The organism is Erysipelatoclostridium sp. An173, assembly GCF_002160495.1.
Taxonomy (GTDB): domain Bacteria; phylum Bacillota_I; class Bacilli_A; order Erysipelotrichales; family Coprobacillaceae; genus Thomasclavelia; species Thomasclavelia merdavium.
In genome coordinates this window covers 148,546-161,946 of the sequence record NZ_NFKR01000001.1, presented here as the reverse complement: position 1 = coordinate 161,946, position 13,401 = coordinate 148,546, and the positions used below count along the sequence as shown (strand labels likewise).

Annotated in this window: 14 protein-coding genes; all 14 read left to right on the top strand. The window is 30.1% G+C overall.

Going from position 1 to position 13,401, the window contains the following annotated elements; all coding sequences use genetic code 11:
• Nucleotides 1-87 precede the first annotated feature (87 nt).
• The 14 genes from B5F09_RS00830 to B5F09_RS00770 all read left to right on the top strand — a co-directional run bounded on the left by B5F09_RS00830 (nt 88) and on the right by B5F09_RS00770 (nt 13,357).
• Nucleotides 88-1,488: a glycoside hydrolase family 1 protein gene (locus B5F09_RS00830; RefSeq protein WP_087298392.1), complete on the top strand. Its 1,401-nt coding sequence runs from the start codon at nt 88-90 to the stop codon at nt 1,486-1,488.
• A 168-nt stretch (nt 1,489-1,656) separates the two neighbouring features.
• Nucleotides 1,657-3,069: a glycoside hydrolase family 1 protein gene (locus B5F09_RS00825; RefSeq protein ID WP_087370606.1), complete on the top strand. Its 1,413-nt coding sequence runs from the start codon at nt 1,657-1,659 to the stop codon at nt 3,067-3,069.
• 141 nt (nt 3,070-3,210) lie between these two features.
• Nucleotides 3,211-3,423 (top strand): FeoA family protein, encoded by a 213-nt coding sequence (locus tag B5F09_RS00820; RefSeq protein WP_204215157.1) that lies wholly within the window; start codon nt 3,211-3,213, stop codon nt 3,421-3,423.
• Nucleotides 3,424-3,461: 38 nt separating this feature from the next.
• Nucleotides 3,462-3,680, top strand: a complete 219-nt coding sequence (locus B5F09_RS00815; RefSeq protein WP_087298394.1) for a ferrous iron transport protein A — start codon at nt 3,462-3,464, stop codon at nt 3,678-3,680.
• A gap of 15 nt (nt 3,681-3,695) precedes the next feature.
• Nucleotides 3,696-5,879 (top strand): ferrous iron transport protein B, encoded by a 2,184-nt coding sequence (feoB, locus tag B5F09_RS00810; protein WP_087370602.1) that lies wholly within the window; start codon nt 3,696-3,698, stop codon nt 5,877-5,879.
• 56 nt (nt 5,880-5,935) lie between these two features.
• Nucleotides 5,936-6,124, top strand: a complete 189-nt coding sequence (locus tag B5F09_RS00805; protein WP_204215149.1) for a FeoB-associated Cys-rich membrane protein — start codon at nt 5,936-5,938, stop codon at nt 6,122-6,124.
• A 2-nt stretch (nt 6,125-6,126) separates the two neighbouring features.
• On the top strand, nt 6,127-6,285 hold the full coding sequence (locus tag B5F09_RS14805) for a hypothetical protein (RefSeq protein ID WP_158095173.1): 159 nt from the start codon (nt 6,127-6,129) through the stop codon (nt 6,283-6,285).
• Nucleotides 6,278-6,631: a heavy-metal-associated domain-containing protein gene (locus tag B5F09_RS00800; RefSeq protein ID WP_087298397.1), complete on the top strand. Its 354-nt coding sequence runs from the start codon at nt 6,278-6,280 to the stop codon at nt 6,629-6,631. Before B5F09_RS14805 ends, B5F09_RS00800 begins: the two co-directional genes overlap by 8 nt.
• Nucleotides 6,632-6,707: 76 nt before the next feature.
• Nucleotides 6,708-6,908: a FeoB-associated Cys-rich membrane protein gene (locus tag B5F09_RS00795; RefSeq protein WP_087298398.1), complete on the top strand. Its 201-nt coding sequence runs from the start codon at nt 6,708-6,710 to the stop codon at nt 6,906-6,908.
• 80 nt (nt 6,909-6,988) lie between these two features.
• Nucleotides 6,989-7,819, top strand: coding sequence for a Cof-type HAD-IIB family hydrolase (locus tag B5F09_RS00790; RefSeq protein WP_087370596.1), 831 nt, complete (start codon nt 6,989-6,991; stop codon nt 7,817-7,819).
• Nucleotides 7,820-7,956: 137 nt separating this feature from the next.
• Nucleotides 7,957-9,852, top strand: a complete 1,896-nt coding sequence (htpG, locus tag B5F09_RS00785; protein ID WP_087298400.1) for a molecular chaperone HtpG — start codon at nt 7,957-7,959, stop codon at nt 9,850-9,852.
• A 185-nt stretch (nt 9,853-10,037) separates the two neighbouring features.
• Entirely contained in the window at nt 10,038-10,574 is a 537-nt protein-coding gene (locus B5F09_RS00780) for a nitroreductase (RefSeq protein WP_087370594.1), read from the top strand.
• 100 nt (nt 10,575-10,674) lie between these two features.
• Nucleotides 10,675-13,113 carry a heavy metal translocating P-type ATPase gene (locus B5F09_RS00775; protein WP_087370591.1) on the top strand — a complete coding sequence of 813 codons (2,439 nt, stop codon included), beginning with the start codon at nt 10,675-10,677 and terminating at the stop codon, nt 13,111-13,113.
• On the top strand, nt 13,106-13,357 hold the full coding sequence (locus B5F09_RS00770; protein ID WP_087370588.1) for a metal-sensing transcriptional repressor: 252 nt from the start codon (nt 13,106-13,108) through the stop codon (nt 13,355-13,357). Before B5F09_RS00775 ends, B5F09_RS00770 begins: the two co-directional genes overlap by 8 nt.
• Nucleotides 13,358-13,401: the final 44 nt, after the last annotated feature.

The following is a 13,401-nucleotide window of genomic DNA, read 5'->3' as shown; positions in this document are numbered from 1 at the left end:
ATGAAAATTAATTAGAAAAGTGTTCCATAATATTGGCAAAATAAAAAAAATTCTTTATAATGGTGGTGAATTTCAAGGAGGAACTATATGACAATAAAATTACCAAAAGATTTTTTCTTTGGTGCAGCAATGTCTGGACCACAAACTGAAGGAAGTTATAACGTTGGCGGAAGACTTCGCTCATATTGGGATATGTATTCTGATCAAGAAATCAATGCCTTTTTTAACAATGTTGGTTCTTATGTAGGAAATGATATGTATCACAAATATGAAGAAGATATCAAATTGTTAAAAAGTATGAATTTCAAATCTTTCCGTACTTCAATGCAATGGACAAGATTATTAGATCAAGATGGAAATATTAATCCAGAAGGTGCTGCCTGGTATCATAAATTAATTGATTGTGCTCATGAAAATGGTATCGAAATCTTCATGAACATGTATCATTTTGATATGCCTGAATATTTAGTTAAACGTGGTGGTTGGCAAAATCGTGAAGTTGTTGAAGCTTATGCAAATTTTGTAAAGAAAGCAATGGAAGAATTTGGTCATAAAATTAAATACTGGTTTACTTTTAATGAACCAATCGTTGAACCAGAACAACAATTTTTACATGGGGTTTGGTATCCATATGTAAAAGATTTTAAACAATCAATCAATGTTCAATATAATATAACTTTAGCTCACTGTTTAGCGGTTATGAATTTTAGACAATTAAAAGAAGAAGGAAAATTAATGGCGGATGCTAAGATTGGTATGATCAACTGTTTTGCTCCACCATATACAAAAGAAAATCCAACTCCAGAAGATTTAGAAGCAGTTAGAATGACTGATGGATTACACAATCGCTGGTGGTTAGATGTTGTTGCTCATGGACATTTACCAGAAGATGTATTAGATACAGTTGAAAATGATTGGAAAATAAAAATTAATCGTCGTGTTGGTGATGAAGCAATTTTAGCACAAGGTAAAGTTGATTGGTTAGGATTTAACTATTATCAACCTACTAGAGTACAAGCTCCTGATTCTAAATTTGATGAAAATGGATTACCTTGTATTGCAAAACCATATATCTGGCCAGAAAGAAAAATGAATGTACACCGTGGATGGGAAATTTATCCAAAAGGAATTTATGATTTTGGTATGAAAATCAAAAAAGAATGTCCTGATTTACCTTTCTTTATTTCTGAAAATGGAATGGGTGTTGAAGGTGAAGAAAAATTCATGGATGAAAATGGTGTTATCCAAGATGATTATCGTATTGAATTTGTAAGAGATCATTTAGAATGGATTGCAAAATCTATTGAAGATGGTGCAAATTGTTTAGGATATCATTATTGGGGAGCTATTGATAACTGGTCTTGGTGTAATGCATTTAAAAACCGTTATGGATTTGTTCGTGTATGCTTAGATGATGGTTATAAACGTAAAGAAAAGAAATCAGCTTCTTGGATTAGAGAAGTAGCAAGAACTAATGAATTTGAATAAGATTTCCATTTTGGAAATCTTTTTATTTTTGTAAAAATGAAAATAAGTTTCATAATATTAAATAAATATAGACTAATTGTGAAACGTTATTATAATTTGTTTTAATCATGTTTACTCTTTTTTTTATTTTTTATAAAATAAATAATAGGTAGTAAGGAGGAAGTAAACGTGGAAAGAAAATTACCAGATAATTTTTATTGGGGTGGTTCAGTTTCAAGTTTTCAAACTGAAGGTGCTCGTAATGAAGGTGGCAAGGGAGTTTGTGTATACGACGTTAGACCAATGAATCCAGAATTTTCAGATTGGTCAGTTGCTATTGACGAATATCATCGTTATGATGAAGATATTGCTTTAATGAAAGATATGGGATTTAATTTTTATCGTTTTTCAATTTGCTGGTCAAGAATAATCCCTAATGGAACATTAGATGAACCAGTTAATGAAGAAGGGGTAAAATTCTATAATGAGTTAATTGACAAATTATTGGCTGCAGGAATTGAACCAATGATTACTTTAGTTCATTTTGATATGCCTTATCATTTAGTTAAAGAATATAATGGTTTTGCTTCAAGATATGTTGTTGATTGTTTTGAAAGATATGCTAAAGTTTGTATTGAAAGATTTGGTGATCGTGTAAAACACTGGATGTCATTTAATGAACAAAATTTACATGCAATGATGTTACGTGTTTCAAATGCTGAAGAAATTCCTGAAAGTGTTGATCCAGCTAAACATTTATATCAAGTAAACCATAATGTATTTATTGCTCATTGTAAAGCAGTTAGAGCATTAAGAAATATGCAACCTGATGCTAAATTCTGTGGTATGAGTGCAGTAACTAATATCTATCCATATTCAAATACACCAAAAAATAATTTATTTGCTTGGCAAGCATATCAATATATGAATGGTTTCCATACTGATGTATTCTCAAAAGGAAAATATCCTGATTATATGGTAGCTTACTTAACAAATCGTGGTTGGATGCCTAAATTTGAAGAAGAAGATGAAGAATTATTAAAATATACTGTTGATTATATCGCATTTAGTTATTATCGTTCAAATACAATTACTGAAGGTGAATTTGATTACAAACGTCCATACCATGAAGTAGTTGGTGAACATGTTGTTAAAAACCCTCATTGTGAAGCAAATGAATGGGGTTGGGAAATTGATCCTCAAGGATTAAGATGGACAATGAACGATTTATATAATCGTAGTGGTTTACCAGTATTCATTCTTGAAAACGGTATTGGTTGGCGTGAAGATATGACTCAAGAAGAAGTAGATGCTATGCTTGCAGCTGGTAAAACAATTGAAGATGATTATCGTATTAATTATCATAGAGATCATATTAAAGAAATGAAAAATGCAATCTTTGAAGAAGGAGTAGAATGCTTAGGTTATATTACATGGGGACCAATTGATATTTTAGCAAGTATGTGTAATATGGATAAACGATATGGTTTTGTTTATGTAAATAGAACTAATAAAGATTTAAGAGATTTAAAACGTATTCCTAAAAAATCATATCAATGGGTTAAAAAAGCATTTGAATCTAATGGTGAAGATTTAGACTAAGAGGATAATCCTCTTAGTTTTTTTTACCTTTATAGTTAGATTTATTTAACTTTTTCGTGGTAAAGTATTGACATTTAAGTTAGGTGAGTATAACATATAGTTTAGTTAGATGGAGCTAACATGAAAAGTGAGGAAGTGAGAATGATGCCTTTAACAATGGTAAATGTCGGTGAAGTTAATAAAATTCGTAAAATTGGTGGAAACGAAGAAACAAGACGATTTTTAGAAAATTTAGGCTTTGTCGCTGGCAGTGAAGTGACGGTTTTATCGACAATTGGTGGCAATGTAATTGTTAATATTAAAGATTCAAGGATTGCAATTAACCAGGATATGGCCCGCCATATTATGGTATAGGTATTATTTGAATTTTTTGATAGGAAGGAGAGGTTGCGATGAATTTAAGTGAAGCAAAAGTTGGAAGTACTGTTACTGTTACTAAAATAGATGGGGATAGTGCATATAAGCGTAGAATCATGGATATGGGAATTACCAAAGGAACTGCACTATACATTAGAAAAGTTGCTCCTTTAGGTGATCCAGTTGAGATTACTGTTAGAGGATATGAATTATCAGTAAGAAAACATGATGCTCAATGTGTGCAAGTAAAATAGGGGAGGTATGTAAATATGAGTATTAAAATTGCTCTTGCTGGTAACCCTAATTGTGGTAAAACAACGATGTTTAATGCTCTTACTGGAGCAAATCAATACGTTGGAAACTGGCCTGGGGTTACTGTAGAGAAAAAAGAAGGAAGATTAAAAGGAAAGAGAAAAAACGAAGACATTATTATTACAGACTTACCAGGGATTTATTCTCTTTCGCCATATACACTAGAAGAAGTTGTTAGTCGTGATTATATTTTAAAGGAAAATCCTGATGTGATCATTGATTTAGTTGATGCAACGAATATTGAAAGAAATCTATATTTAACAACTCAATTAATTGAAACCGGTGTTCCGGTAGTAATTGCGTTAAATATGGCTGATTTATTAGAAAAAAGAAATATCAAAATCGATACTAAAAGACTTTCAATGCTATTGAATTGTCCTATTATTGAAACATCAGCCTTAAAACAAACTGGTTTAGATGCACTAGTTGATGAAGCTGTTAAAGTTGCAAATAAAAAAGAAGTTTCGTTACCAAAAGATATTTTTTCTAATGAATTAGAAAAAGCAATTGGTGAAGTTGAAACAAGATTACCATCTTCTATTAGTGATGATAAAAAAAGATGGTATGCAATTAAGTTATTAGAAAATGATAGCAAAGTTGTTGAAAGTTTATCAATTACTCATAGTGATACAACAGCAATTGATCAGTTACGTGAAAATATTGAAAATAAACAAGATGATGATATGGAAAGTATTGTTACAGATGAACGTTATCAATTTATTCAAAAAATAATTTCTACTACTGTTAAAAAAAGTGGCAATAAATTAACTATTTCTGATAAAATTGATAAAATCGTAACTAACCGTATTTTAGGTATTCCAATCTTTATTGCGGTAATGTTTGTTGTATATTATATTTCAGTTACTACAATTGGAACTTATGTCACAGATTGGACCAATGACGTCTTTGTTGTTGCTATTCAAGATGCAGTTGGGGGATTTTTATCTAGCATTGGAACTGGCGATGTAGTTCAAGGACTGGTTGTAGATGGAATTATTGGTGGTTTAGGAGCAGTTCTTGGTTTTGTACCACAGATGGCAATTTTATTTTTATTCCTATCAATCTTAGAAGATTGTGGTTATATGGTTCGTATCGCATTTGTTATGGACCGTGTGTTTAGACATTTTGGTTTATCGGGAAAAAGTTTTATTCCTCTGTTGATTTCTTCAGGATGCGGAATCCCAGGTATTATGGCTTCTAAAACAATTGAACAAGATAATGATCGTCGTTTAACGATTATGACAGCAACATTTATTCCTTGCGGTGCTAAACTTCCTGTTATTGCTCTAATGGGTGGTGTTATCGCTGGTGAAGTTGCGGGATATACTGAAAGCTCAATTATTGCACCATTGATGTATTTTATGGGAATTGTTGCGGTTTTAGTAGCGGCAATTATTTTAAAGAAAACTAAACCATTCTCTGGTAAGCCAGCTCCATTTGTTATGGAATTACCACAATACCATATTCCTTCTGCCAAAACTGTTTTATTACATGTTTGGGAAAGATTAAAAGGATTCATTATTAAAGCCGGAACAATTTTATTCTTAGCTTGCGTTGTAATGTGGTTTTTAGGTGGATTTGGTTTTGTTGATGGTTCATTTGGCATGGTTGAAGAAAGCAGTGATAGTTTATTAGCTCTTATCGGTGGATTTGTAGCTCCAATTTTTGCTCCACTTGGATTTGGAAATTGGCAAGCAGTAGCTGCAGCACTTTCTGGATTTACGGCAAAAGAAGCAATCGTTTCAACAATGGGAGTTTTAGCTAATGTTGCAGGTGATGTTGAAGATGCCGTTAACGTTGCTCAAGGTGTAGCTGCCTGGTTCCCAACTAGTTTAGCAGCATTTTCATTCTTAGTTTTTAACTTATTAGATTCACCATGTTTGGCAGCTATTGCAACAATGGCTCAACAAATGCAATCAAGAAAATGGTTCTGGTTTGCGATTATTTTCCAAAATGTCTTTGCATATGTCGTATGCTTATGTATTTATCAAATTGGCACATTTATCATTTATGGAACATTTGGATTATGGACAGCAATTGCCTTTGTTTTATTAGCGATTATATTATTCTTGTTATTTAGACCTGATCCATATAAAGATACTAAAGTTTATTCAAGACGTTCAGTACATGTAAATTCATAATTAAAAAACTGGATACTATGTGTCCAGTTTTCCTATATAAAAAGGAGATTTTAAAAATGATAGATCTATTTATTTTATTAATCATAATTGGCTATTGTATATTTGTTATTGTTCAACAACATAAAAAGAAGAAAGCTAATACTAATGGATGTAACGGTATTTGTGCTGGCTGCAGTGGTTGTAACGATCTTAGTAATTTAAAAGATATTTATTTTGCCAATAAGGCTCAAGAAAAGGAGAATTGATAATGGGACATTTGACAGATTCAATGTTTATCATGTTTGCATTAGTCATAGTCGTTTATATTGTTGGTATGAGTATTTATTTGATCTTGCAACAAATTAAAAAGTTATTGAATAAACGGCGTGATTTGAAATTTCAAGAAAGAAGGGATCGTAATGGTTGATATCATTATTATTATAATAGTAGTTATTTTATTAGGTGCAGCTTTAAAAGGATCAATCAAACATTTTAAAGGTGAAGGCTCATGTTGTGGTGGTAGTCATGAAAGTTTAGCACCTGATAAAAAGGTTTTAAGTTCTCCAATCATTGGTAAAATAACTTTAAAAATCACGGGGATGCACTGTCAAAATTGTGTAAATAAAGTTACAAATGCGATTAATTCAATTGAAGGCGCAAGTGCAAAAGTTGATTTAGACTTGCAAGAAGCAGTCATTTCATACGATCGTCCTATAGATAAAAAAGAATTATATCAGGTTATTGAAAAAAGTGGATATCATGTTGAATATTAGTAGTGAAAAATATAAAGATATTGACTGATAAAGAAATGTCATGGTATAGTACAAAATATTAATAGAGGTGATTATCATGACATGGGTTGTTGAAAATTTAGCTACAATAATTGTTGCTTTAATAGTTTTACTAGCTGTTTTGTTAGCGATTCGATCTATTTACCGTAATAAGCGTAATGGTAAATTTAGTTGTGGTGGTAATTGTAATTCTTGCAATATCACCTGTCATGAAGATCCTAATTTAATTGAACAATATTATCAAGATCGTGGAAAGTAGCAGCTTTCCACTTTTTTATTATCTAATGATAGAAAAATAATTAAAAAACAGTTATTATATTAGCTATGGGGGTTAAAGAAATGAATAAAAAAGCAGTATTTTTAGATGTTGATGGAACAATTGTTGCTAATCATCAAACAATTAGTCCTAAAGTTAAAGAAGCTATTAATCAAGCAAGAAAAAATGGTCATAAAATTTTCATTTGTACTGGTAGAAATAAAGCAGGGATCAACCAGGAGTTAAAAGAAGTAAATTTTGATGGGATTATTACTAGTGCTGGTAGTTATGTTGAAATTGATGGTCATGTCGTTCATTGTTGTTTCTTTTCAAATGATTTAGTTAAAAAAGTTACGAAAGTTTTTGATGAAAATAATATTGTTTATAATTATGAATGTACTAATATAACCTATATGTCAAAAAAAATGATTGAATTATTCGCTAAACTTGATCAAGAAGATATCACTAATTCAGAGATGGAACGAATTATTGCTGAACACAATGAAAAATTTAATGCTCACGATATGGATAGCTATGATGGTTTAGGTGTTCATAAGATATCTTTTGTGGCAAGAAATAAAGATGATTTTTTAGCGGCGAAAAAAGAATTAGATGACGATGTTATTTTTATTCTACATGATTTAGGAAATACAAATTTAAATGGTGAAATAATTTCTAAAACTGACAATAAAGGTACAGGAATTAAACATGCTATTGAATACTTACAAATGGATATTAAAGATACGATTGGTTTTGGAGATAGTATGAATGATTATGATATGATCAAAACGGTAGACTGTGGTGTAGTTATGGAAAATGGCAGTTTGGAGTTAAAGAAAATAGCTGATCGGATTTGTTTAAGTGTTGAAAATGATGGTGTTTATGATGAATTTATTAAATTAGGTTTAATCTAGTAATTTTAAATAGGCTTTAAAATATTTGGCCTATTTTTATTTTTGGCACTTTTTACTTGACAGTGCTAAAGCCTTGTATTAGAATATCTTTAGCACAGAAGTTTAGAGAGTGCTAAAGAATGGAGATGTAGATAAATATGGCAGAAAAAAAACAATTTAAAGCAGAATCAAAAAGATTATTAGATTTAATGATTAATTCTATTTATACACATAAAGAAATATTTTTAAGAGAGTTGATTTCTAATGCTAGTGATGCAAGTGATAAACTTTACTATAAAGCTTTAACAGAAAATATTTCTTCAATTAATCGTGAAGATTTAAAAATTGAATTGTCTGTAGATAAAGATAATCGTATTTTAACGATCAAAGATCATGGTATTGGGATGGATAAAGATGAGTTAGAAACTCATTTAGGTACAATTGCTAATAGTGGTTCTTTTGATTTTAAAAACGAAGTTGAACATGATGATATTGATATTATTGGTCAATTCGGGGTTGGATTTTATGCAGCTTTTATGGTAGCTAAAAAAGTGGAAGTAATTTCTAAAAAATACGGAACTGATCAAGGATATACTTGGGTTTCAGAAGTAACAGACGGATATGAAATTTTTGAAACTAATGTTGGTGATCATGGAACAACAATTAAACTATATTTAAAAGATAATACTGATGATGAAAATTATGATGAATATTTAGATCAATATCATTTACAAAGCTTAGTTAAAAAATATTCTGACTATGTACATTATCCTATTGTTATGGATATGACTGTTTCTAAGAAAAAAGAAGATAGTGATGAATATGAAGATGTAGTAGAAAATAAAACATTGAACTCAATGGTTCCTTTATGGAAAAGAAATAAACGAGAAATCACTGATGAAGAATATAATGATTTCTATAAAGATAAATTTAATGATTTTAATGATCCATTAAAAGTAATTCATAGCCGTGTTGAAGGAACGGTATCATATGATGCATTACTATTTATCCCTTCTAAAGCACCAATGAACTATTATTCAAATGATTATGAAAAAGGATTACAACTATATTCTAAAGGTGTCTTTATCATGGATAAAGCCAGTGAATTAGTACCTGAACATTTTAGATTTGTTAAAGGGTTAGTTGATTCTGAAGATTTATCATTAAACATTTCAAGAGAAATGTTACAACATGATCGTCAATTAAAAGTTATTGCTGATAAGATTGAAAAGAAAATTCAATCTGAATTAGAAAATATGTTGAAAAACGATCGTGATAAATATTTAGAATTCTTTGATAACTTTGGTTTACAATTAAAATTTGGTATTTACAACAGTTATGGAATGTTAAAAGAAAAATTACAAGATTTATTACTATATTATTCTAGTAAAGAAGAAAAATATATTACTTTAGCTGAATATGTTGAAAAGATGCCAGAAAATCAAAAAGAAATTTATTTTGCCAGCGGTGAAACATTAGACAAGATTGCTACATTACCACAAGTTGAAGTAGTAAAAGATAAAGGATTCGACGTTTTATACTTAATAGATAATGTTGATGAATTCTGTTTCCAAATGATGCGTGATTATAAAGAAAAACCATTCAAGAGTGTTGCCCAAGGTGATTTAGACATTGAAAGTGAAGAAGAAAAGAAAGAATTAGAAAAAACTAATGAAGAAAACAAAGATTTATTAACAGCTATTAAAGATTCTTTAGGTGATAAAGTTGTTGATGTTAAAGTTTCAGCACGTTTAAAAACTCACCCAGTATGCTTAGTATCTAGTGAAGGTGTTTCTTTTGAAATGGAAAAAGTATTAAGTCAAATGCCTGATGGACAAGCACAAGGAATTAAAGCGGGAAGAATCTTAGAAATTAATCCAAATCATGATATCTTTAATGCTATGAAAAAGGTTTATGAAAATAATCCGGAAAAAATTAATGATTATGCAAGCATTTTATATGATCAAGCTTTATTAATCGAAGGTTTCTCAATTGATAATCCGGTTGAGTTTTCAAATAAGATTTGTGATTTAATGATTCAATTAAATAAATAATAAATAAGTAAATTATAATTAATGATAAACAGCACAGAGATTGATATAAATTTTTAAATAGACAAAGTCTATTAATTTGAAAAATATCAGTATTTGTGCTGTTTTTAGGTTGTAGATTAGTTTTTAGATAAATTTATCTGTTATAATATAATTAAAGGAATTATAAAGATAGGAGGCAAATTACAATGACATTAGATCAAGTGATTAATAAGCGTCGTAGTATTCGTAAATACAAAAATACTAGTATCGATAAAAAAACTATTGAAACAATTATTCAAGCCGGAATAGAAGCACCCTCATGGAAAAATAGTCAGACTGCTAGATATCATGTTATCACATCACCTGAATTATTAGCTAAAATCAAAAAAGAATGTTTACCACCATTTAATCAAGAAAATTGCCAAGATGCACCAGTAGTGATTGTAACAACTTTTATAAAAAATCGGGCTGGATTTGGACGTGATGGCAGCAGCACTAATGAATTAGAAAATGGCTGGGGTATTTATGATTTAGGTTTACATAATCAAAATCTAATATTAAAAGCAACAGATTTAGGATTAGGAACTTTGATCATGGGAATTCGTGATGCTAAAAAAATAAGAGATATATTGGAGATATCTGATAATGAAATAATCGTATCAGTAATTGCTTTAGGACTGCCAGATATTGAACCGGCTCGGCCTAAACGAAAGACAGTAGCTGAAATCTGTAAATTTTATTAACTATTACTTTGGTAATAGTTTTTTCATATTGCTTGAAAAAAGCAAATTAATGTTATATACTATAACCGTACCCCCTATGGAGGGGGGGTTAGGAGGAAGTATGAAACAGAAATATAGTGTTAAAGGTATGACATGTTCTGCATGTGAAAATCATGTTCATAATAGTGTTGCTAAAATTCCAGGTGTTGATAATGTAGAAGTTAATCTGCTTACAAATTCTATGACCGTGGAATTTGATGAAACTAAAGTTAATGATGCAATGATTTTTAAAGCGGTAAGTGATGGTGGGTATCAGGCAAGTAATTTTGATGATACATTAATTGATAATGATGATCTTAAGGACTTAAAAAAGCAATTGATTTATTGTTTTATTGCTCTTGGATTATTGATGTATGTATCGATGTCTTCGATGTTCAATTATCCAATTCCTAGTATTGTTAGAGAAAATCCCTATGTAAATATTGCTTTGCAAATAATTTTTTTAATACCAATTGTTATTATTAAGCGAAATTATTATATTAATGGATTTAAAAATTTATTTCATTTAGATCCAACTATGGATTCTTTAATTGCTTTAGGAGCTGGGGCTTCGATTGTTTATAGTTTTTATTCATTGTTTTTAGCTTTAACTGGTGCAATGGATACAGCTCATCTAGTTCATAATGTTTATTTTGAATCAGCAGGGATGATTGTTACTTTAATTAGTTTTGGAAAATATCTAGAAGCTAAGTCAAAGAAAAAGACAACTGATGCAATTAGTAAATTATTAGAATTAGCACCGGAAGTAGCACGACGAATAGTTGATGGTAAAGAAGAAATTGTTAAGATTTCTGAGTTAAAAATTAATGATCAGGTTTTAGTAAAAGCAAATGAAACAATACCTGTTGATGGTAAGATAGTTCAAGGCTTTAGTTCTGTTGATGAATCGATGATTACAGGTGAAAGTTTACCAGTAGAAAAAGAAGTAGATAGTTTAGTTATTGGCGGAACTAATAACTTACAAGGTTCCTTTATTTATCAAGTTACTAAGACCGTTGAAGATAGTACATTAGCAAAAATTATTGAACTTGTTGAAGAAGCATCAAGTTCTAAAGCACCGATGACTAGAACAATTGATAAGGTGGTAAAATATTTTGTACCAGGAGTTATTTTAATTTCTTTAATAACTTTTGTTGGCTGGTTAATAGCAGGGATGGGATTAAACTTTGCCATTACTAGTGCGATTGCCGTTCTGGTAATTTCTTGTCCATGTGCATTAGGTTTAGCCACTCCAGTTGCTATTATGGTAGCTACCGGAGTTGGGGCAAGTAATGGTATTTTAATAAAAAGTGCAGAAGTACTTGAAAATGAAAATACTGTTGATGTCGTTGTCTTTGATAAAACTGGAACATTGACAAAAGGAATGGCTCAAGTAAGCGATATTTATAGTGATTGTTTAAGCAATAGTGAAGTAATTAAAATAATTGCTTCTTTAGAAAAAGGATCAAGCCATGTTTTAGCTAATGCGTTTATTGAAAAAGCTAACTTGATGCAATTGGAATTAAAAGAAACAACTGAATTTAAATCATTAAGCGGTTTAGGTATTCAAGGAAAAATTGATGATCAGGAATATTTGGTTGGTAATTTAAGAATGATCAAAGAAGCTAACTTGGATTTATCTAATTATCAAGAAAAAGTAGATGATTATTTAAATCAAGGAAAAACACTAGTATTCTTAGCTCAAAAAGATAGGGTTATTGGTTTAGTAAGTATTTTTGATGATATCAAAGAAACTAGTCGTCAGGCAATTGAAAGATTAAAAGAAATGAATATTAAAACAGTTATGTTAACTGGTGATTTAAAAGGTACTGCTCAAGCAATAAATAAAAAATTAGGATTAGATGAAGTTATTGCTGAAGTGTTACCACAAGATAAAGAAAATGTAATTAAAAAATTGCAAGAAGATGGAAATCATGTTTTAATGGTAGGAGATGGAATCAATGATGCTCCCGCTTTAGTTCGTAGTGATGTTGGAGTTGCTATTGGAAAAGGAAATGATATTGCTATTGATGCAGCTGATGTAATTTTAATGAAAGATGATATTCGTGATATTGTATCTTCATTAGAGCTTTCTAAACGAACTATTAAAAATATTAAAGAAAATTTATTCTGGGCATTTATCTATAACGTAATTGGAATTCCGATTGCAGCAGGGGTTTTCTATTTATCATTTGGAATTCGTTTAGATGCTATGATTGGATCTCTATGTATGTCACTTTCATCAGTTTGTGTTGTAAGTAATGCATTAAGATTAAAAAGATTTAAACCATATTATTTAAAGGAGAATAAGAAAATGAAAAAAGAAATTAAAATTGAAGGAATGATGTGTCAACATTGTCAAAAACATGTATCAGATGCTTTAAATGGTTTACCAGAAACAAGTGCTATTGTTGATTTAGAAAACAATATGGCTACTGTTGAAACTATTCAAGATGATCAAACTTTGACAAGTGCTGTTGAAAAAGCAGGGTATAAGGTAGTAGGAATTAAAAATGTCTAATGAAAAAGTGCTATTAAGGTTAAAAACAGCTCGTGGGCAAATTGATGCAGTAATCAAAATGATTGAAGAGGATCGTTATTGCATTGATATCGCTAATCAATTACTAGCAATTCAATCACTAATTAAAAATGCTAATAATGAAGTGTTGACTAATCATTTAAATCATTGTGTAAAAAACGCAATTAATGAACACGACGCTGATCAAAAAATCGATGAGATTGTAAAATTGTTGACAAAACTATAAAAACAAGGCTGATTCGGCCTTGTTTTTTTATAAGTATAGAATTA